Genomic DNA, 21098 nt, shown 5'->3' on the forward strand with positions numbered 1-21098 from the left:
TTCTCACAGGGAAAAGCCGGCGATCAGAGACAGCCTGTCATTAAGGAGACACTGTGAAGCTAAAAGCATTGGCTATGGCCGCAATGGTCGGATTAGGGACGTTACCGATGGCGCTGCAGGCGGCTGAAGTGCCTGAAGGGCCGCACGTCGTCACCTCCGGCACCGCCAGCGTGGACGCCACGCCGGATATCGCCACCCTGGCGATCGAAGTGAGCGTTTCCTCCAAAGACGCCGCCCAGGCGAAGAAGCAGGTGGACGAGCGCGTGGCGCAGTACTTTGATTTCCTGCAGAAAAACAACATCGAGAAGAAAGACATCAGCGCCGCCAACCTGCGCACCCAGCCGGAATACGATTACCTGAAAACCGGCGAGTCGGTGTTGAAGGGCTACCGGGCGGTGCGCCAGGTGCAGGTGACCCTGCGTCAGCTGGACAAGCTGAACGAGCTGCTGGACGGTGCGCTGAAATCCGGCCTGAACGAGATCCGCGCGGTGGAGCTGGGCGTCGCCAAGCCGGACGTGTATCGCGAGCAGGCGCGGCAAAAAGCTATCGAGAACGCGACTCAGCAGGCCGAATCCCTGGCCAAGGGCTTCCACGCCAAGCTGGGGCCGGTGTACAGCATTCGCTATCGGGTCGCCAACTACCAGCCGATGCCGGTGGCGCGGATGTATAAGGCGGCCGGTGCAGCGGCGGAAAGCGACGCGGCGCAAACCTATGAACAGCAAAGCATTCACTTCGACGATCAGGTGGACGTGGTGTTCGAGCTGCAGCGTAACGCCGCGCAGTAAGGTTATCGTATTGAAGAAAAGGTTCGCTGCGGCGAACCTTTTTTCGTTTTAATCCTGACGCAGCACCAGGTGACCGTGTTCCAGCAGCGCGTCGGTCACTTTGCGCATCATGCGGCTTTCCGGCGCGAAGCGGTGCCAGTACAGCATGCGGCGCTGGTACAGCCCCGGCGTCAGATCGATCAGTTCACCGGATGCCAGCTCCTTTTCGATCTGCAGATGCGGGATCATACAGCAGGTGGTGCCCTGACGCGCCAGCTGCACGAAGGCTTCCGATGAGTTCACGATGTGGCAGGGCACGCTGCCCGGCGACAGATCGAAGTTCTGCTGCAGGAATGCCTGATGCATGTCGTCGAGATGATCGAAGGCCACCGCCGGCGCTTTCAACAGCGCGGAACGGGTGACGCCGTTCGGGAAGTAGCGCTCGGCGAAGCCGCTGGAGGCCACGAACAGGTAGTCCAGCGCTCCCAGCCGATCCACCAGGCAGCTCGGCAGCGGCTGCGGCTGAATACTCACCGCGCCCACCACCTCACCGCGGCGTAGCCGCTCCTGGGTGCGGGTTTCATCTTCCACCTGCAGATTCAGGCGAATGGGGGAGTCCGCCAGCACCGGTTTCAGTGCCGGCAGCAGCCAGGTTGCCAGACTGTCGGCGTTGACCGCCAGCGACAGCAGCAGCGGCGTATCGATGCCGGTGTCGTTGCCGAGCCACTCTTCTTCCAGCAATTCCACCTGATGTAGCAACGCCAGCAGCTTTTGCCCTTGTTCGGTCGGGCGCGGCGGCACGGTACGGACCAGCAGCGGTTGGCCGAACAGGTTTTCCAGCTGTTTGATGCGTTGGGATACCGCCGATTGCGTGATACAGAGTTTTTGCGCGGCGCGCTCGAAGCCGCGCTCACGGATCACCGCGTCCAGCGCTTGCAGCGTACGATAGTCTGGGCGTTTCATCGGAAAGATATCCCTTAAATTAGAATGATACCGGCACTATGCCACATTTTGCGCACGGCGCAGGTGGAAAAATCACGCCCCCAGCTCGCCGCCAAGCGGGTAAAAATGCGGGCTGCGGTAAATAAGTGTGATCCTGCCGGCGTGAAAAACAGCGTTTTACCCTATAATACGCACACGTTTTCGTACAGAGGCAAGGGACATATTATGACGCAGGATGAACTGAAAAAAGCGGTGGGCTGGGCGGCGCTGGAATACGTGACGCCGGGCACCATCGTCGGGGTTGGCACCGGCTCTACCGCCGCCCACTTTATTGACGCGCTGGGCTCCATCAAGCACCAGATCGAAGGCGCGGTGTCCAGCTCAGACGCCTCCACCGCCAAGCTGAAAAGCCTCGGCATCCACGTGTTCGACAGCAACGAAGTGGACTCGCTCGATATCTACGTGGACGGCGCGGACGAAATCAACGGTCATATGCAGATGATTAAGGGCGGCGGCGCTGCGCTGACGCGCGAGAAGATCATCGCTGCCATCGCCAAGAAATTCATCTGCATCGTCGACGCCAGCAAGCAGGTGGACGTGCTGGGCAAGTTCCCGCTGCCGGTGGAAGTGATCCCGATGGCCCGCTCTTACGTGGCGCGCGAGCTGGTGAAACTCGGCGGCCTGCCGGAGTATCGCCAGAACGTGGTGACCGACAACGGCAACGTGATCCTCGATGTGCATAACCTGAGCATCACCGACCCCATCGCGCTGGAGAACAAGATCAACGGCATCGCCGGCGTGGTGACCGTGGGGCTGTTCGCCAACCGCGGCGCGGACGTGGCGCTGGTCGGCACCCCGGAAGGCGTGAAAGTGGTCAAATAAGCCTCCGCCGTCTGTGGCCCGGTAGCGCCGGGCCGCATAATTCTTCGGTTAAAATATCTTTTCTGAAAAACGGCAAATTTGGTGACTTATGTCACATTGTGAAACCTGACTCCCCAAAGCTTCTGCCGAAAACTTTCCCTATGGCATTTTCTGCCGTAAACCGCCATGAACGCTGCGCCTTGTCCTGCCGGGCAGGCAATCGTTTGTATTGCCGCCCGCGTTATTTTTGTTATGTTGGATGGGAGCTGTGTCGTCACAGCCGCTTCTGAAGTCTGAACATAGGGTCGGGTAAATGGCAAAAGTATCATTGGAGAAAGACAGGATTAAATTCCTGTTGGTGGAAGGGGTTCATCAGAGCACGGTCGATAATTTACGTGCCGCCGGTTATACCAACATCGAATACCACAAGGGTGCGTTAGACACCGAATCGCTGAAGGCATCCATCCGCGATGCACACTTCGTCGGCATCCGATCGCGTACGCATCTGACCGAAGAGGTGTTTGCCGCCGCAGAAAAACTGGTGGCGGTGGGCTGCTTCTGCATCGGCACCAACCAGGTTGATCTGAAAGCGGCGACCAAACGCGGTATTCCGGTCTTCAACGCCCCCTTCTCCAATACCCGATCCGTGGCCGAAATGGTGCTGGGCGAGCTGCTGTTGATGCTGCGCGGTATTCCGGCCGCCAACGCCAAGGCGCACCGCGGCGTGTGGCACAAATTGGCCGTGGGCTCTTATGAGGCGCGCGGCAAAAAGCTGGGCATCATCGGCTACGGCCACATCGGCACCCAGCTGGGCATTCTGGCCGAAGGGCTGGGCATGAAAGTGTTCTTCTACGATATCGAGAACAAGCTGCCGTTAGGTAACGCGCAGCAGGTGCGCCATCTGTCCGATCTGCTCAATATGAGCGACGTGGTGACGCTGCACGTGCCGGAAACGCTGGCCACCAAGAACATGATGGGGGCGGAAGAGCTGGCGCTGATGAAACCGGGCGCGATTCTGATCAACGCCTCGCGCGGCACCGTGGTGGATATTCCCGCGCTGTGCGACGCGCTGGCCAGCAATCACCTGGCGGGCGCGGCGATCGACGTCTTCCCGGAAGAGCCGGCGACCAACAGCGATCCGTTCAACTCGCCGCTGTGTGAGTTCGACAACGTGCTGCTGACGCCGCACATCGGCGGTTCCACGCAGGAAGCGCAGGAGAACATCGGCGACGAAGTGGCCGGCAAGCTGGCGAAATACTCCGACAACGGATCGACTCTGTCCGCCGTCAACTTCCCGGAAGTGTCGCTGCCGGCGCATGGTCCGAACGCCAGCCGCCTGCTGCACATCCACGAAAACCGTCCGGGTGTGCTGACGCAGATTAACCAGATCTTCGCCGAAGAGGGGGTTAACATCGCCGCCCAGTATCTGCAAACCGGGCCGGAAATCGGCTACGTGGTGATCGACATCGAAGCGGAAATCGCACGCGCCGACGCTGCGCTGCAGCGCATGAAGGCCATCGACGGCACCATTCGCGCCCGTCTGCTGTTCTGATTCGGCGGCTTGCCGCAACGAAAAAGGCCGGAGCGATCCGGCCTTTTGCTATTTGGGCTCGTGCCACGCCCAGCTGCAGAGCGGGGTGAGGATTTCCGGCAGCGGGATATCCCAGTGCTCGGTCGGCAGGCGCTCCACCTGCTGGCAATCATGGGCCAAACCGATGGGATAGGGGCCGCCGCTGCGCCAGTTTTGCAGGGTGCGATCGTAAAAACCGCCCCCCATGCCCAAACGCTGCCCGGTATGATCGAATGCCACCAGCGGCGTCAGCACGACGTCAAGTTCGCCCAGCGGCAACACCTGGCGCACATCGAGGCGGGGCTCGAGAATATTGAAGCGATTGCGTACCAGCGGCGTTTCCGGCGCATAGCGCAGGAACAGCAGGTGACCCGGGCTGAACGGGTGCAGCACCGGCAGGTAAACCCGTTTGCCGAGCGTCCACAGCTGCTCGATCAGCGGCTCGGTATCGAGTTCGCCGTCAAACGACAAAAATACCGCGATGCTGTGCGCCGCCTGAATGCGTGCATGTGCGGCAAGGCGCTCGGTTATCTTGTCTGCGGCAAAGCGTTGCTGATCCGGCGTAAGTTCGCGTCGGCGTTGGCGAATGAGTTGGCGAATGGCTTGGCGCTGCTGCGCGAATTGGGGTTGAAAAGACATCGTATCAGGCTTGCTCAGTGTGGCGTTCAGCACACATAAACCGCTGAGAAGGGGAATCTCCGAGATGCCGTCGCAGGCTGTAACCCTTGAACCCATGGTTCAAGGTGAACGTGCCGTCGCAATCTTAAGGCTTCTCGGCGCACCGAGCGTGCTCACCGATCGCGGAGCAACACATTCTGTTTGTACTAAATATCGGCTCAGGGGACTGGCCCGCTGGCGAACATCTCAGAGAAATTTTGTACTCGTTGCCGAAACTTTGATTTCAACAACTTAAGTTATTCGAATTGTGCATCCTGACGTTCAGAGATGCGACCTTGTTCAAGCAGCGCTTGTTCAATGGTCTGCTGCAGCATCCGTATGCGTTGTTCCATATTGGACGCATAGTCACGGGTTTTCAACCGTTCTTGAGCAAGTTCGTGACAGACGTTCAATGCCGCGATGAAAACCAGTTGCTCAGTATTGGAGACTCTAGTGCGAACTTTAAGATCTTGCAACCGTTGGTTAAGATCGTCCGCCGCCATATTCAACGCATCTTGTTGTTCTGGCGGGCAATTGACTCTTAACGAGCGGCCAAAAATTTGAATATCTACCGGTTGTGCAGACATGCCACCTTCCTGCCTAAATTTCGCGCCAGCCTTGTCCGCCCTGGCCGGGCCGTCAAAGCGGGCGCCACTATATATACCTCGGTACCAAGATACAACCCCTTTTTCAGTACCTGGTTGTAATCTACTGTGGCGCACATTGCCAGTCAAAAAAGGGTTTCAAAATGCGTATTTACCGCACTTTCGCCACCCGACGGCGCAGTGTGAAACCTGCCACATCGCGATTATAACTAGCCACTGAGGTGTCGCGCTTATCTGGTATAGCGACGGACCTTGGTGGTAGCATAACACGAACTTATCCTGCCAACGATGACGAATGCGCATGTCTATACAGAATACATTTCCAAGTTACCAATCTTTGACCGTGGCCCTCAACCAGCAGTCGGTGGCGTTGACCGCGGCAGAAATGCACGGCCTGATCAGCGGCCTGCTGTGCGGCGGCAGCCGTGACGCCGGCTGGCAGGCGCTGGTGCACGATCTGACCAACGAAGGCGTGGCCTTCCCGCAGGCGCTCAGCCAACCGCTGCAACAGCTGTATGAAGTAACGCGTGAAACGCTGGAAGACGATGAATTCCTATTCCAACTGATGCTGCCTGAAGGGGAGATCGTCAGCGTGTTCGATCGCGCCGATGCGCTGGGCGGTTGGGTCAACCACTTCCTGCTCGGGCTGGGCATGATGCAGCCGAAGCTGGCTCAGGTGAAAGACGAGGTCGGTGAAGCGATCGACGATCTGCGCAACATCGCGCAGCTGGGCTACGACGAAGACGAAGATCAGGAAGAATTGGAACAGTCGCTGGAAGAAGTGGCGGAATATGTGCGGGTCGCCGCCATCATGTGCCACGGCGAATTCACCCGTCACAAGCCGACGGCGCCGGAAAACATCAAACCGACGTTGCACTAAACGTTCTATCGCCCCTCCGCCGGCGGTGCGGATGGCATGATTTCAGGAGAAGGTAATGACTCAGCAGGAATTCAACAACCGCCGTCAGGCGCTGTTGGCGAAAATGGCGCCGGCCAGTGCGGCGGTTATTTTCTCTGCGCCGGAAACGACGCGCAGTGCAGATTCAGACTATCCCTATCGGCAGAACAGCGACTTTTGGTACCTGACCGGCTTCAATGAGCCGGAAGCGGTGCTGGTGCTGATTAAAAGCGACGAAACGCACAACCACAGCGTGTTGTTTAACCGGGTGCGCGATCTGACGGCGGAAATCTGGTTTGGCCGCCGTCTGGGGCAAGACGCCGCGCCGGCGAAGCTGGGCGTGGATCGCGCGCTGCCGTTCGATGAAATCAATGACCAGCTGCACCTGCTGCTCAACGGCCTGGACGTGGTCTACCACGCGCAGGGCGAATACGCCTATGCCGATCAGATCCTGTTCGGCGCGCTGGACAAGCTGCGCAAGGGGTTCCGCCAGAATCTGCAGGCGCCGGCCACCGTGACCGACTGGCGGCCGTGGCTGCACGACATGCGGCTGTTCAAGTCACCGGAAGAGCTGGCGGTGATGCGCCGCGCCGGTGAGATCAGCGCGTTGGCGCATACCCGCGCGATGGAAAAATGCCGCCCGGGCATGTTCGAATATCAGTTGGAAGCGGAAATTCACCATGAATTCACCCGCCTCGGCGCCCGCTACCCCTCTTACAACACCATCGTCGGCAGCGGCGAAAACGGCTGTATCCTGCACTACACCGAGAACGAGAGCCCGATGCGCGACGGCGATTTGGTGCTGATCGACGCCGGCTGCGAGTACCAGGGATATGCCGGGGATATCACCCGCACCTTCCCGGTCAACGGCAAGTTCAGCAAGCCGCAGCGCGCGGTGTACGACATCGTGCTGGCGTCGCTGCTGCGCGCTTTGGAATTGTTCAAACCCGGCACCAGCATCCGCGAAGTCAACGACGAAGTGGTGCGCATCATGGTGGTCGGGCTGGTGGAGCTGGGCGTGTTGAAAGGTGAAGTCGACCCGCTGATCGCCGAGCAGGCGCACCGTCAATTCTTCATGCATGGGCTGAGCCACTGGCTGGGCCTCGATGTGCACGACGTCGGCCACTACGGCACGCCGAGCCGCGATCGGCTGCTGGAGCCGGGCATGGTGCTGACCGTGGAGCCGGGGCTGTACATTGCGCCGGATGCGGACGTGCCGGCGGAATACCGCGGCATCGGTATCCGTATCGAGGACGACATCGTGATCACCGCCGACGGCAATGAAAACCTGACCGCCACCGTGGTGAAAGACGCCGATGCTATCGAAGCGTTGATGGCGGCGGCAAGGTCATAAAATGAGCGTAATTATCGTTGGCGGCGGTATGGCGGGCGCGACGCTGGCGCTGGCTATCTCGTCGCTTACTCAGGGAAGGATGGCGGTAGATCTGGTCGAGGCGACCCGGCCGGATGACCGCAGCCACCCAGGCTTTGACGCCCGCGCCATCGCATTGGCGCAGGGCACCTGCCAACAGTTGGCGCGCATCGGCGTTTGGCCGGCGCTGCGCGATTGCGCCACGCCGATCACTCAGGTGCACGTCAGCGATCGCGGCCACGCCGGTTTCGTAAATCTGCGGGCGCAAGATTATCAGGTCGATGCGCTCGGCCAGGTGATCGAGCTGCACGACGCCGGGCAGCGGCTGTTCGCACTGCTGGCGAAGGCGCCGGGCGTTACGCTGCACTGCCCGGCGCGGGTGGTGGACGTGATTCGCACCGCAGAGCGGGCAGAGGTGCTGCTGGACAACGGTCAGCGCCTGTGCGGGCAGCTGCTGGTGGCGGCCGACGGTTCGCGTTCGGCGCTGGCGCAGGCCTGCAACATGCAGTGGCGGCAGGAGGACTATCCGCAGTTTGCCACCATCGCCAACGTCACCACGGCGGAAGATCCGCAGGGGCGCGCCTTCGAGCGCTTTACCCGCTATGGGCCGCTGGCGCTGTTGCCGATGTCGCAGGGGCGCAGTTCACTGGTGTGGTGCCATGCGCGCGAAGATCGCGCCCGAGTGGATGCCTGGGACGACGAGCGCTTTATCGCCGAGCTGCAACAGGCCTTCGGCTGGCGGCTGGGGCGTATCCTCAAGGCCGGTAAACGGCACAGTTATCCGCTCAGCCTGCTGACCGCCGATCGCCATGTCAGCCACCGGCTGGCGCTGGTGGGCAACGCCGCGCAGACGCTGCACCCGATCGCCGGGCAGGGGTTCAACCTTGGCCTGCGCGACGTGATGTCGCTGGCGGAAACGCTGGCGGGAGCGGTAGACAGCGGCGAAGACGCCGGCGGTTATGCACTGCTGAGCCGCTACCAGCAGCGGCGGCAAAACGATCAGCAGGCGACGATCGGCGTGACCGATGGGTTGATCCACCTGTTCGCCAACCGTTATGCCCCGCTGGTAGTCGGCCGCAGCCTGGGGCTGATGGCGATGGAACGTTTGCCGGCGGTACGCGATGCCTTCGCCAAGCGAACGCTGGGCTGGGTGGAACGTTAGAGACATAGTCGGGCGCTTTAACGCGCCCAAAGCGCGACGCGGTAAGGCGTCGCGCGTTATTTAAGGAAATCGAGCAGCATGCAATCATTTGACGTGATTATCGCCGGGGGCGGTATGGTGGGGCTGGCGTTGGCCTGCGGCCTGCAGGGCAGCGGGCTGCGCGTGGCGGTGCTGGAGCAGCGTCAGCCGGAGATGGCGCCGCCGTCGGAACAGCCGGCCCTGCGCGTCTCCGCCATCAATGCCGCCAGCGAGCGTTTGCTGCAGCACATCGGCGTGTGGGACGACATTCTCCAATTGCGCGCCAGCGCCTACAACGCGATGGAAGTGTGGGATCGCGACAGCTTCGGCAAGATTGCTTTCCGCGGCGACGAGTGCGGCTTCAGCCATCTCGGCCACATCATCGAAAACTCGGTGATCCAGCAGGCGCTGTGGAAACGCGCCGAAAGCCTGTCGGACATCACGCTGATTACCCCGGCCGCACTCAAGCAGGTGGCATGGGGCGAAAATGACGCCTTCGTCACGCTGGAGGACGGGCGCATGCTGACCGCCCGGCTGGTGATCGGCGCCGATGGTGCCCAGTCGTGGCTGCGTCAGCACGCCGATATTCCGCTCACCTTCTGGGATTACCGCCACCACGCGCTGGTGGCCACCATTCGCACCGAAGAACCGCATCAGGCGACGGCGCGGCAAATTTTCCACGGTGACGGCATTTTGGCGTTCCTGCCGTTCAGCGATCCGCATTTGAGCTCCATCGTCTGGTCGGTGACGCCGGAAGACGCCGAACGGCTCAAACAGCTTGAACCGGAGCAATTCAACCGCGAACTGGCGATGACCTTCGACATGCGCCTGGGGGCTTGCAGCCTGGAAAGCGAACGCTTGGCGTTCCCGTTGACCGGTCGCTATGCGCGCAGTTTCGCCGCGCACCGTCTGGCGCTGGTAGGCGATGCGGCGCATACCGTGCATCCGCTGGCCGGGCAGGGCGTGAACCTGGGCTTTATGGATGCCGCCGAGCTGATTTCCGAACTGCGCCGCCTGCAGCGGCAGGGCAAGGATATCGGCCAGCACCTCTATCTGCGCCGCTATGAGCGCCGTCGCAAACATGGCGCGGCGGTGATGCTGGCCAGCATGCAGGGTTTCCGCGAACTGTTCGACGGCAACCACCCGGCCAAAAAGCTGCTGCGCGATGTGGGTCTGCGGCTGGCGGACAGCCTGCCTGGCGTCAAGCCTAAGCTGGTGCGTCAGGCGATGGGCCTGAACGATCTGCCCGAGTGGCTTGCCTGACACCCCGCCTTCTGCGAGCCCTCATCGGGCTCGCGCTTCTCGCCTTATGCCATCGCTTTTCCTTATAAAACCCTTCATTTGAAATAATCTAATTTCAGCCGCTTTTTATCATTACTTTTTCTAATCCCATGTTCGGTTATCAAAAGTCCGGATCCTATGTGAGGCCATAGGTTTGTTATATAAGTTCGGCGTTTTGCCGCTTTAATTGTTAATTTTGTGCCTTAAGGCGCATTTTTCCAGTGAAAAACTCTGCACACTAGCCCGGCGTTTTACCGCCCCGGAACGGCGATGAGCCTATTTTAACTTATGGTTAATGTGGTCGTTCGGTGATAAGTTCGAGGGAAAGGTATCGTTTGCGTCACGGCGGTTGCACGCAGTTTCCGCCCGTCCCGGCGCAGCATTTGTGTTGAGCAGTCAGTACGCCATGGCGATCGGGCCGCGAGCCAGGCTCCGCCGCATTGCGTGGCAGCACCCTAACTTCTAGCGACGAGTGGAAAGAGGGAAAAGATGGCAAAGCAAACCCCACTGTACGACCAGCACGTGGCGTGCGGTGCGCGCATGGTAGACTTTCACGGCTGGATGATGCCGCTGCATTACGGCTCGCAGCTCGATGAGCACCACGCGGTGCGTCAGGATGCCGGCATGTTCGACGTGTCTCACATGACCATTGTGGATCTGCACGGCGCCCGCACCCGCGAGTTCCTGCGCTACCTGCTGGCGAACGACGTCGCCAAACTGACCCAACCTGGCAAAGCGCTGTATACCGGCATGCTGAATGCCTCCGGCGGCGTGATCGACGACCTGATCGTTTATTTCCTCACTGAAGACTATTTCCGCCTGGTGGTGAACTCCGCCACGCGCGACAAAGACCTGGCCTGGATCGAAGAGCACGCCGCGCCGTATGGCGTAGCGCTGACGGTGCGCGACGATCTGGCGCTGATCGCAGTGCAGGGCCCGCAAGCCAAAGAGCGTGCCGGCACGCTGTTCACCCCGGAACAAAAAAGTGCGGTCGAAGGCATGAAGCCGTTCTTCGGCGTGCAGGCCGGCGAGCTGTTCATCGCCACCACCGGTTACACCGGCGAGGCCGGCTATGAGATCGCGCTGCCGAAAGAGCAGGCGGCGGATTTCTGGCAAAAATTGCTGGCCGCGGGCGTCAAGCCGGCCGGTCTGGGCGCGCGCGACACGCTGCGTTTGGAAGCGGGCATGAACCTCTACGGGCAAGAGATGGATGAAGGCGTTTCGCCGCTGGCCGCCAACATGGGCTGGACCATCGCCTGGCAGCCGGAAGATCGCCGTTTCATCGGCCGCGAAGCGCTGGAACAACAGCGCGAGCAGGGCACCGAGCAACTGGTCGGCTTGATCATGACGGAAAAAGGCGTATTACGTAATGAGCTGCCAGTGCGTTTCACCGACGCGGCGGGGCAAACCCACGAAGGCGTGATCACCAGCGGCTCGTTCTCTCCGACGCTGGGCTTCAGCATCGCGCTGGCGCGCGTGCCTGCCGGCATCGGTGAGCAGGCCATCGTGCAGATCCGCAACCGTGAAATGCCGGTCAAAGTGACCAAGCCCGGTTTCGTTCGCGCCGGCAAGCCGCTGACAAATTGATTTTTATTGATTCTTCCCTAGGGATTTCGCGCCGCGGCCAGGCGGCGAGTGCGCGAGTCCTCGGGAGCTTACTGCGGTAAGTGACCGAGGTGAACGTATGCAGCCAACAACGCTGCAGTGTGAAAGACGACGGGAAATTATTTCTTCGAAGGAGTAACCGGCTATGAGCAATGTGCCAACAGAATTGAAATACGCATCCTCCCACGAGTGGGTTCGTTCAGAAGGTAACGGCGTTTACACCGTAGGCATCACCGAACATGCGCAGGAACTGCTGGGCGATATGGTGTTTGTCGATCTGCCTGAAGTGGGCCGCAACGTCGCCGCCGGTGAAGATTGCGCCGTGGCGGAATCCGTCAAGGCGGCGTCGGACATTTACGCGCCAATCAGCGGCGAAATCGTGGCGGTGAACAGCGAGCTGGAAAGCTCCCCGGAGCTGGTGAACAGCGAACCTTACGGTGACGGCTTCCTGTTCCAGATTAAAGCCGCCGACGAAGGCGAGCTGGCGAACCTGCTGGACGCCGCGGCTTATCAGGCCTCGATCGACGAGTAATCGTGACCGCGCCCCAGGCCTTTCGGCCGGGGCGTTTTAGTTACCGTTCAAGCTATATCCCGTATCACGCAAGCATTCAGGAATTTGTAGCAATGACTCAGACACTCAGCCAACTCGAACACAGCGAAGCGTTCATTGAACGCCACATCGGCTCTTCTGCGGAACAACGCCAGGAGTTGCTGGCAGCGGTGGGCGCTCGCTCGCTCAGCGCGCTGATCCAACAGATCGTGCCGGCGGACATTCAGCTGCCGGGGCCGCCGCCGGTCGGCGACGCGGCGACCGAACACCAGGCGCTGGCTGAGCTGAAGGCGATCGCCTCGCAAAATCAGCGCTACAAATCCTATATCGGCATGGGCTACAGCGCCGTACTGACGCCGCCGGTGATCCTGCGCAACATGCTGGAAAACCCGGGCTGGTACACCGCTTATACCCCTTATCAGCCGGAAGTGTCGCAGGGCCGCCTGGAAGCGCTGCTGAACTTCCAGACCGTGACCCTCGATCTCACCGGCCTGGATCTGGCTTCCGCATCGCTGTTGGATGAAGCGACCGCCGCCGCCGAAGCGATGGCGTTGGCCAAACGCGCCAGTAAACTGAAAGACGCCAACCGCTTCTTCGTGGCTGACGACGTGCATCCGCAAACGCTGGACGTGGTGCGCACCCGCGCCGAAACCTTCGGCTTCGACGTCATCGTCGATAAAGCGGAAAAAGTGCTGGAGCTGGACGGCGTGTTCGGCGTGCTGCTGCAACAGGTGGGCACCACCGGTGAGCTGCACGACTACAGCGCGCTGCTGGCCGAATTGAAATCGCGCAAAATCATCACCAGCGTGGCCGCCGACATCATGGCTTTGGTGCTGTTGACCGCGCCGGGCAAGCAGGGTGCCGACGTGGTGTTCGGCTCCGCGCAGCGCTTCGGCGTGCCGATGGGCTACGGTGGCCCGCACGCCGCCTTCTTCGCCTGCCGCGACGAGTTCAAGCGTTCGATGCCGGGCCGCATTATTGGCGTTTCCCGCGATGCCGCCGGCAACACCGCGCTGCGCATGGCGATGCAGACTCGCGAGCAGCATATCCGCCGCGAGAAGGCCAACTCGAATATCTGTACCTCGCAGGTGCTGCTGGCGAACATCGCCAGCCTGTACGCGGTGTACCATGGCCCGCAAGGGCTGCAGCGCATCGCCGGGCGTATCCACCGCCTGACCGACATTCTGGCCGCCGGGCTGCAGAAGGCCGGTCTGACGCTGCGCCACAACACCTGGTTCGACACCCTGACCGTTGAAGTGAAAGACAAAGCCGCCGTGCTGGAACGTGCGCTGAGCTTCGGCATCAACCTGCGTAACGACATTCACGGCGCCGTGGGCATCACGCTGGATGAAGCCACCTCCCGTGAAGACGTGCAAACGCTGTTCGCACTGCTGGCCGGCGACAACCACGGCCTGGACATCGACGCGCTGGACGCGGCGGTGAGCAAGAACAGCGTATCGATCCCGGCCGCCATGTTGCGCCAGGACCCGATCCTGACCCACCCGGTATTCAACCGCTATCACAGCGAAACCGAGATGATGCGTTACATGCATCGCTTGGAGCGTAAGGATCTGGCGCTGAACCAGGCGATGATCCCACTGGGCTCTTGCACCATGAAATTGAACGCTGCGGCGGAAATGATCCCGATCACCTGGCCTGAATTCTCCGAACTGCACCCGTTCTGCCCGCCGGAGCAGGCTGCCGGTTACCAACAGATGATCGGCCAACTGTCTCAGTGGCTGGTGCAGCTGACCGGCTATGACGCGGTATGCATGCAGCCGAACTCCGGCGCGCAGGGCGAATACGCCGGCCTGCTGGCTATCCGTCGCTACCACGAAAGCCGCAACGAAGCGGGCCGCCACGTCTGCCTGATCCCGAGCTCGGCGCACGGCACCAACCCGGCCTCTGCCCAAATGGCGGGCATGAGCGTGGTCGTGGTCGCTTGCGACAAGAACGGCAACATCGATCTGCACGATCTGCGCGTCAAGGCAGAGCAGGCAGGTGAAGAACTCTCTTGTATCATGGTGACCTACCCGTCGACCCACGGCGTGTATGAAGAAACCATCCGTGAAGTGTGCCAGATCGTGCATCAGTTCGGCGGTCAGGTATATCTGGACGGCGCCAACATGAACGCCCAGGTGGGCATCACCACGCCAGGCTACATCGGTGCGGACGTTTCGCACCTCAACCTGCATAAAACCTTCTGCATCCCGCACGGCGGCGGCGGCCCGGGCATGGGCCCTATCGGCGTGAAAGCGCACCTGGCTCCGTTCGTACCGGGCCACAGCGTCGTGCAGATCGACGGCGTAACCACCCAGCAGGGCGCGGTTTCCGCGGCGCCGTTCGGCAGCGCCTCCATCCTGCCTATCAGCTGGATGTACATCCGCATGATGGGCGCGGAAGGCCTGAAGCAGGCCAGCCAGATGGCGATCCTGAATGCCAACTACATCGCAACTCGTCTGAAAGACGCGTATCCGATCCTGTATACCGGCCGCGATCACCGCGTGGCGCACGAATGTATCCTCGATATTCGTCCGCTGAAGGAAGAGACCGGCATCAGCGAAATGGACATCGCCAAGCGCCTGATCGACTTCGGCTTCCACGCGCCGACCATGTCTTTCCCGGTGGCGGGCACGCTGATGGTCGAGCCGACCGAGTCGGAAAGCAAAGTGGAGCTGGATCGCTTTATCGATGCCATGCTGGCGATCCGCAGCGAGATCGACCGCGTCGCCAAAGGCGAATGGCCGCTGGAAGACAACCCGCTGGTGAATGCGCCGCACGTGCAGGCGGAGCTGGTCAACGACTGGCAGCACCCGTACAGCCGCGAGCTGGCGGTGTTCCCGGTGGCCGGCGTACGCGAGAACAAGTACTGGCCGAGCGTTAAGCGTCTGGACGACGTGTACGGCGACCGTAACCTGTTCTGCTCTTGCGTGCCGATGAGCGATTACGAATAACACGTTCGGCAAAGTTTGTGTTCGGGGGACACCGCATCATGCGGTGTCCCTTTTTATTTTATAGCGGCCTATTCTTTCCTGTACGTTCCCACGATTTGAGGAGTCACCATGCAAGCGGCAATCGTAACAGCGCTGGGGCAAGCCCCGGTTTTCGGCACTTTTGAGGAGCCCCAGGCGCAGGCGAATGAAGTGCCGATCGACGTTCTGGCGGCCGGCATCAAACAGCTGGATCGCGCCACCGTCGCCGGCACCCACTATTCCAGCCCGAAGCAATTGCCGATTGTGCCCGGTACCGACGGCGTGGGCCGTACGGCGGACGGAAAACGGGTGTACTTTGCCTCCTTCCGCCGTCCTTACGGTGCGATGGCTGAGCGTAGCGTCGCGTCATGGACGGTGCCGGTGCCGGAGGCGGTGGACGACGCCACGGCGGCGGCGTTGATCAACCCAGCCTTCGCCGCCTGGCTGCCGTTGCGCTGGCGAGCGGATCTGCAGCCCGGTGAAACGGTGCTGATCATCGGCGCCACCGGCACCTCGGGCAAACTGGCGGTTGCCGCAGCGCGTCAGGCAGGGGCCGGACGTATCGTTGCCGCCGGCCGTCGGCTGAGCGTGCTGGAGGCGTTGGGCGTAGACGCCACGGTGGATCTGAGCCTGCAGGGCGAGGCGCTGACGCAGGCCTTCGCGGCGGCGGCGGGGCCGGGCGGTTATCAGGTGATCGTCGATTATATCTGGGGCCCGGCGACTGAAGCGCTGCTCGCGACGCTGAACAATCACGATCTCTCGTCTTACGCCGGTGGACGCGGCATTCGCCTGGTCAACGTCGGCTCGATGGCCGCGCCGGACATCCGGCTGCCGGCGGCGGTATTGCGCAGCAATCAGCTGCAGATCCTCGGCAGCGGTACCGGCAACTTCCCGCCGATCCCGGAGATGCAGCGCTACGCGACCGAGATTTTGGCACTGGCGGCGACGGGCGCGCTCACTATCGAGACGCAGGAACACGCGTTGGCGGAGATCGCCGAGGTGTGGGATCTGAACAAGAAAAGCGACGTGCGTTCGGTGATACGCATCGCCCGTTAAGTTCCGGCCGCTAGCGGCCAGGGCAGACCAGATGAATATCCTCCGGCTCACGGGCGAACAATTCCGTATCCGGGTGTTCGATGAGCCGGCACCCTTGCGCCAGATAGAAGTCTACGGTGCTTTTGTTGGGGATGGAGGAGACGTACAGCCCGGCAGCGCCTTCTTGCGCCGCCTGACGCAGGCAGAGCTGGAACAGCTGCCTGCCCAATCCCTGGCCGCGTTTGTGCGCGCTGACGTAAAAGAACAGCAGTTGGTGCAGATCCCGCTGCGGGCCGCGCGGTTCGGTATCCAACGCCGCCGCCGCCACGATCTCCTCGCCTTCGAACAGCGCGAAGAACGCGCCGCCGCGGTCGAAGCACGCTTCGTGGATCGGCGTATAGGTTTCCCGATCGTGCGGATCCCAGCCGCGCACATCGTAGTACTCTGCATAGGGCTGCAGCTTGCCGTCCTGCAGGCGATACAGGGTGTCGATAATTTCGCTGCGGTCGATATCCCATAGCCGGTCGAGTTGCTGCCGTTGCAGCAGAACAGGGGCGATCATGCTCGTTGTTAACTCTCAGTCTGTGGCCGGTAACTTTCCGGCAAATCGATGATGAAGCCGATGCCGCGATCGTCGAGGCCTTCGGTGACGCGCAGCTGTGCGCCGATTTTGTCGGCCAGGTTTCGGGCGATGGCCAACCCCAGTCCACTGCCGGTTTGCTGCGTGCCGGGCACGCGGTAAAAGCGCTCAAACAGGCGGGAACGGTGTTCTTCGCTCACCCCGGGGCCGTTGTCGCGCAACGTAATATAGCAGCCGAGCGGCGCCAACGAGCGGATATTGGCTTCGATGCGGCTGCCGGGTGGCGCGTACTTGAGCGCATTGTCCAGCAGGTTGGTGAAGATGGCGATCAGCGCATGGCGATCGGTACTCACCACCACGTCCTCGCTGCCGTCGAGCGAGAGTTCCACATCCTTTTCCAGCGCATAGGGGACGTGCTGCGCGATGCATTTGCCGATCTCTGCGTAGATGTCCACCGCCTCAATTTTCAGTGGGAAATCTTCCGCCTCCAGCTTGGCCAGGTTGATCAGCTGTCGCGACAGCGATGCCGCGCGATCCAGCCCCTGTTGCATGTCGGCGATGATCTCCCGGCGCTCTTGTTGCTCGCCGACCTGGGTCAGCAGGTGCAGCTGCGCCAGCACGGCGGCGATCGGCGTGCGCAGTTCGTGCGCGGCGTCGGCCATAAAGCGTTTCTCGCGCTGGTTAGCGGCGTCGATGCGCGCCATCAGCTTGTTGACCTCCACCACCACCGGCCGGATTTCCTGATACTGCGCGCGGACGTTGATCGGCGACAGGTTGCCAGGCTGGCGATCGGAGATGGTGCGGGCGATCTGGCGCAGCGGCCGCAGGCTGAAATAGGCGGTAAACAGCAAGGTGACGATAATGGCTGCCAGAATGCCCAGCAGCGGTACGGCGGTGCTCTCCGCCGGATTGCCGAAGATCGTGGTGCGATCGTTGAACGACTCGCCGACGATCACCCGGTACTGGCGCTTTTCGCTCCAGCTGCCGGCAAGGTGCCAGTTGGCGCCGGCGTAATTGACGGAGCCGGACAGCACCGAAGGCGGCAGGCGCAGCGGTTCTCCCTCCGTTTGCGAACAGTAAAGCACCCGGTTATCCCGATCGTAAACGACGAACAGCGGGTGATAGTCGAATTGATCCTGCATGCCATTATTGATGGAATCAATGTACATGCTTTCGATGGTTGTGATGATGCCGCGGTAATCAATATTATCGGTGCCGGTTTCATCGAGAATATTGGCGATACCCACGGCGACGATGCGTTGCTGGTTATCGAAATATTTTTCCATGTCGGGGTAATACCAATATTTCACCCAGGCGACGAGGATCCCCCACAATAATAAAATGGCCAGGACCTGGAAAATAATGGTGCGCATAAAGAAGGATTTGAAACCGATCATTCCGCTACTCTTTCTTCAGCAAATAGCCAATGCCGCGTACGGTAATAATTCTTTCTTTACCGATCTTGCGCCGTAAATTATGCATGTGCACTTCCAGCGAGTTGCTTTCCACGCTGTCACCGTGGCCGAACAGCCGCTGTTCCAACACCGCTTTGCGCACCACGGTGCCGGCGCAGCGCATCAGCTCGTGCAGCAGGTGATACTCTTTTTTCGACAGCATCAGCAGTGCGTTATCCAGTGTCACCTGATGGTTGACCGGGTCGAGATACAGCGTGCCGAGGCTCCAGGTTTGCGAAGCGAAGCCCGCCATACGGCGGTTGACCGCCTTGACGCGCGAGATGAGTTCGGGCAGCGCAAAGGGTTTGGCCAGAAAGTCGTCCGCACCGGAGTCCAGGCTGTTCACCAGGCTTTCGATGCGGTCGCGGGCGGTCAGGATGATGATGGGGATATTTTGCCCGGCGGCGCGCCAGGCGATCAGCTTCTGCAAACCGTCGCCGTCCGGCAACGTGAGATCCAACAGCATCAAATCGAACCCGCCGGGTGGAAGTTTATTTTCCGCGTCCGCGAGCAGGCGCACCCAGCACAAATTAAAGCCGGCCAGCTCCAATGCGCGGCACAGCGCCTTGCCTAATTGCAGGTCGTCTTCTACCAACAGTATGTTCACGTTTGTTCCGCTGAGATCCTCAAGTCGCGATTATCTAACTATAACCCTGCCGGGAAGACAACGGGGAAACCCACTTTGCCTGCGCGTTCTTAAGCAAACCTTAATCTGGCTTTAATCTCGCGTTAAGGGAGCTCGGGGGAATTTCAGTTATTTTGCTGCCATTCGATATCACAACAGAGGGAGCAAAACATGCAGACTGACGGTTCCCCGCTTGCGGGCTCCTCGCGGCGGTTGATGTATTCAGGCGTGGCGACGCTGCTCGTTCTGTTGCTGTTGTCTTTTCGCGGCGATGCCCAGAACCATAGCCATAGCGGCCTGCATGCTGCCGGCTTGCAACGGGGGCATCAGGTGACGACGCCGGACGCCTACGGCTGCGTCAAAGCGCGCATTAAAAAGCAGCTGCGCCGCCTGGCTCAGCTTTGACGCGTTTTTTAGGGCGCTGCTCTATACTCTGACGGCAAACGGGGCGCCTGCGCGCAGGCCGCTGTGTTGATATCGCTAACCAGAGAAAAAACAGTATGACGAAAGTGGCATTGGTGACCGGCGCAAGCCGGGGGATTGGCCGCGCGACCGCCTTGCTGCTGGCCCGGCAGGGCTATGCGGTGGGCGTGAATTACCTGCGTGACGAAAATGCGGCACGGCAGGTGGTGGCGGAGATCGAGGCGCAGGGCGGCAAGGCGCTGGCGCTGCAGGCCGACGTGGCCGATGAAGCGCAGGTGATGGCGATGTTCAGCGCGCTGGATGCCGGGCTGGGCACGCTCAGCGCGCTGGTCAACAACGCCATCATTCTGTTCCAGCAGGCGAACATTGAACAGTTGACCGCCGAGCGCATCAATAAGGTGCTTAGCACCAACGTCACCGGTTACTTCCTGTGTTGCCGCGAGGCGGTGAAGCGCATGGCGCAACGTCATGGCGGGCAGGGTGGCGCTATCGTCAACGTTTCCTCCGCGGCGTCCCGGTTGGGGGCTGCGGGGGAATACGTCGATTACGCCGCCTCGAAAGGCGCCGTCGATTCGTTGACTATCGGGCTATCGCTGGAGGTGGCGGCGCAGGGTATCCGCGTCAACGGCGTGCGGCCAGGACTGATTTATACCGAGATACACGCCAGCGGCGGCGAGCCCGGCCGGGTGGATCGCGTGAAGGACAGTTTGCCGATGCAGCGCGGCGGGCAGCCGCAGGAAGTGGCGGAGGCGATCGCCTGGCTGCTGTCTGACGCCGCGTCTTATGTGACCGGCACTTTTATCGAGGCCGCAGGCGGGCGTTGAACGCATGAGGGGGTTTTGACATCCCGCCGTGCGGAGTGTATTTTGATTAAATAACAATCAAAATGTAGTTACAAAAATGTATGTTTATTTTGAATGGAATCAGGATAAAAGTCACAGCAACCAGCGTAAACACCGCGTCAGTTTTGAGATTGCGCAACGGGTTTTTCTGGATCCCAACCATTTGTCCGTGCTGGAGAGGATCGAGGGCGGAGAAGAACGCTGGCAAACGCTCGGTATGGTCGGCTCCTGTTTGCTGCTGCTGGTGGCGCATACGACGATCGAAACGGATGTCGAAGGCGATACAGTAGAGATCGTGCGTATCATTTCAGCACGCAAGGCCGATGCTAAAGAGAGGGGAAGATATGAAGCGCAAAAATTCAGCCAAAAATCTGGCGCATAGCGTACTCCCTCCGTTGACGGAGGAGCAGAAAGCGCAAATTGCTTCGTTGAGTGCGCTGCCGGATGAGGAGATCGATTATGCCGATGCCCCGGCCCTGGGTGAGGAAAAGTGGCAGACTGCGGTGCAGGGGTGTTTTTATAAACCGATGAAAGTATCGAAGACCATCCGGATCGATGCGGATGTGTTGGCCTGGCTTCAGCGACCAGGCAAAGGCTATCAGAAACGCCTGAACGCCGTGTTGCGTGAGGCGATGTTGAAAGAGCATGAGCACGAGGAATAAGTCGTGTCAGACGGGTAACGGTCCGGTGAGGTTCTCACCGGATTTTTTTTGCAGTTTTTCAGGTAAAGCCTACCAGCATTAGCTGCCGCTTAGCAGCGCTCGGTCAAAACCACAAAAACGGTCATTAACGGTCATGCTGCGGACCGTGGAATTGTGACCGTTTACCGTTTCTCTCCTGTCTGTCTAAGACGCACACACATCATAACTGCCTGTTACTCCA

The 21098-nt window shown here is 60.5% G+C and carries 21 protein-coding genes and 1 other RNA gene; 15 read left to right on the forward strand and 7 right to left on the reverse strand.

What is annotated here, in order from left to right; all coding sequences use genetic code 11:
• Positions 1-53 precede the first annotated feature (53 nt).
• A complete protein-coding gene (locus FUU19_RS17315) occupies positions 54-785 on the forward strand; it encodes an oxidative stress defense protein (RefSeq protein ID WP_025160209.1) in 732 nt (243 codons plus the stop codon).
• A gap of 48 nt (positions 786-833) precedes the next feature.
• On the opposite strand, the gene FUU19_RS17320 is transcribed toward FUU19_RS17315, so the two are convergent.
• On the reverse strand, positions 834-1727 hold the full coding sequence (locus FUU19_RS17320) for a LysR family transcriptional regulator ArgP (RefSeq protein WP_197834344.1): 894 nt from the start codon (positions 1725-1727) through the stop codon (positions 834-836).
• Positions 1728-1931: 204 nt separating this feature from the next.
• On the opposite strand from FUU19_RS17320, the gene rpiA reads away from it, so the two are divergent.
• Both rpiA and serA read left to right on the forward strand, forming a co-directional pair.
• Positions 1932-2588 carry a ribose-5-phosphate isomerase RpiA gene (gene rpiA / locus FUU19_RS17325; RefSeq protein ID WP_230490959.1) on the forward strand — a complete coding sequence of 219 codons (657 nt, stop codon included), beginning with the start codon at positions 1932-1934 and terminating at the stop codon, positions 2586-2588.
• 292 nt (positions 2589-2880) lie between these two features.
• Positions 2881-4119 carry a phosphoglycerate dehydrogenase gene (gene serA / locus FUU19_RS17330; protein WP_046687762.1) on the forward strand — a complete coding sequence of 413 codons (1239 nt, stop codon included), beginning with the start codon at positions 2881-2883 and terminating at the stop codon, positions 4117-4119.
• 48 nt (positions 4120-4167) lie between these two features.
• Here the strand turns inward: serA and FUU19_RS17335 are convergent, their stop codons facing one another.
• The 3 genes from FUU19_RS17335 to zapA form a co-directional block, all read right to left on the reverse strand.
• A complete protein-coding gene (locus FUU19_RS17335) occupies positions 4168-4776 on the reverse strand; it encodes a 5-formyltetrahydrofolate cyclo-ligase (protein ID WP_230490961.1) in 609 nt (202 codons plus the stop codon).
• Positions 4777-4828: 52 nt separating this feature from the next.
• Positions 4829-5011, reverse strand: a non-coding RNA gene (ssrS, locus tag FUU19_RS17340) — 6S RNA.
• A 40-nt stretch (positions 5012-5051) separates the two neighbouring features.
• Entirely contained in the window at positions 5052-5381 is a 330-nt protein-coding gene (gene zapA / locus FUU19_RS17345) for a cell division protein ZapA (RefSeq protein WP_004931621.1), read from the reverse strand.
• 319 nt (positions 5382-5700) lie between these two features.
• Here zapA and FUU19_RS17350 point away from each other — a divergent pair, with 319 nt between their 5' ends.
• From FUU19_RS17350 to FUU19_RS17385, 8 genes are all read left to right on the forward strand, one after another.
• Positions 5701-6279 (forward strand): YecA/YgfB family protein, encoded by a 579-nt coding sequence (locus FUU19_RS17350; protein WP_063990675.1) that lies wholly within the window; start codon positions 5701-5703, stop codon positions 6277-6279.
• A 55-nt stretch (positions 6280-6334) separates the two neighbouring features.
• On the forward strand, positions 6335-7651 hold the full coding sequence (gene pepP / locus FUU19_RS17355; RefSeq protein ID WP_141966762.1) for a Xaa-Pro aminopeptidase: 1317 nt from the start codon (positions 6335-6337) through the stop codon (positions 7649-7651).
• A gap of 1 nt (position 7652) precedes the next feature.
• Positions 7653-8831, forward strand: coding sequence for a 2-octaprenyl-6-methoxyphenyl hydroxylase (gene ubiH / locus FUU19_RS17360; protein WP_230490963.1), 1179 nt, complete (start codon positions 7653-7655; stop codon positions 8829-8831).
• A gap of 78 nt (positions 8832-8909) precedes the next feature.
• Positions 8910-10112 carry an FAD-dependent 2-octaprenylphenol hydroxylase gene (gene ubiI / locus FUU19_RS17365; RefSeq protein WP_141966766.1) on the forward strand — a complete coding sequence of 401 codons (1203 nt, stop codon included), beginning with the start codon at positions 8910-8912 and terminating at the stop codon, positions 10110-10112.
• 507 nt (positions 10113-10619) lie between these two features.
• Entirely contained in the window at positions 10620-11717 is a 1098-nt protein-coding gene (gene gcvT, locus FUU19_RS17370; RefSeq protein ID WP_004931631.1) for a glycine cleavage system aminomethyltransferase GcvT, read from the forward strand.
• Between the two features lie 163 nt (positions 11718-11880).
• Positions 11881-12267 (forward strand): glycine cleavage system protein GcvH, encoded by a 387-nt coding sequence (gcvH, locus tag FUU19_RS17375; RefSeq protein WP_197834342.1) that lies wholly within the window; start codon positions 11881-11883, stop codon positions 12265-12267.
• A gap of 92 nt (positions 12268-12359) precedes the next feature.
• The gene (gcvP, locus tag FUU19_RS17380) at positions 12360-15239 is read left to right on the forward strand and encodes an aminomethyl-transferring glycine dehydrogenase (protein ID WP_230507265.1); all 2880 of its coding nucleotides are present in this window, start codon (positions 12360-12362) and stop codon (positions 15237-15239) included.
• Between the two features lie 108 nt (positions 15240-15347).
• Entirely contained in the window at positions 15348-16313 is a 966-nt protein-coding gene (locus FUU19_RS17385) for a quinone oxidoreductase family protein (RefSeq protein WP_079452414.1), read from the forward strand.
• A 10-nt stretch (positions 16314-16323) separates the two neighbouring features.
• On the opposite strand, the gene FUU19_RS17390 is transcribed toward FUU19_RS17385, so the two are convergent.
• Genes FUU19_RS17390 through FUU19_RS17400 form a run of 3 tightly spaced genes read right to left on the reverse strand, consistent with a single transcriptional unit; the run spans position 16324 to position 18933 of the window.
• Entirely contained in the window at positions 16324-16851 is a 528-nt protein-coding gene (locus FUU19_RS17390) for a GNAT family N-acetyltransferase (protein WP_230491018.1), read from the reverse strand.
• A gap of 11 nt (positions 16852-16862) precedes the next feature.
• Positions 16863-18269, reverse strand: a complete 1407-nt coding sequence (locus FUU19_RS17395) for an ATP-binding protein (RefSeq protein WP_141966779.1) — start codon at positions 18267-18269, stop codon at positions 16863-16865.
• Positions 18270-18273: 4 nt separating this feature from the next.
• Positions 18274-18933, reverse strand: a complete 660-nt coding sequence (locus FUU19_RS17400; RefSeq protein WP_141966781.1) for a response regulator — start codon at positions 18931-18933, stop codon at positions 18274-18276.
• Between the two features lie 189 nt (positions 18934-19122).
• Between FUU19_RS17400 and FUU19_RS17405 the strand changes: the two genes are divergently transcribed.
• From FUU19_RS17405 to FUU19_RS17420, 4 genes are all read left to right on the forward strand, one after another.
• Complete coding sequence (locus FUU19_RS17405; RefSeq protein WP_197834339.1) at positions 19123-19356, forward strand: hypothetical protein; 234 nt, start codon at positions 19123-19125, stop codon at positions 19354-19356.
• Between the two features lie 95 nt (positions 19357-19451).
• A complete protein-coding gene (locus FUU19_RS17410; protein ID WP_230507267.1) occupies positions 19452-20198 on the forward strand; it encodes an SDR family oxidoreductase in 747 nt (248 codons plus the stop codon).
• Positions 20199-20274: 76 nt separating this feature from the next.
• Positions 20275-20598 (forward strand): BrnT family toxin, encoded by a 324-nt coding sequence (locus FUU19_RS17415; protein WP_197834337.1) that lies wholly within the window; start codon positions 20275-20277, stop codon positions 20596-20598.
• Entirely contained in the window at positions 20561-20878 is a 318-nt protein-coding gene (locus FUU19_RS17420; protein WP_197834336.1) for a BrnA antitoxin family protein, read from the forward strand. Before FUU19_RS17415 ends, FUU19_RS17420 begins: the two co-directional genes overlap by 38 nt.
• Positions 20879-21098 lie beyond the last annotated feature (220 nt).

The sequence above is a fragment of the Serratia montpellierensis genome (assembly GCF_020858655.1).
Taxonomy (GTDB): Bacteria; Pseudomonadota; Gammaproteobacteria; order Enterobacterales; family Enterobacteriaceae; genus Serratia; species Serratia montpellierensis.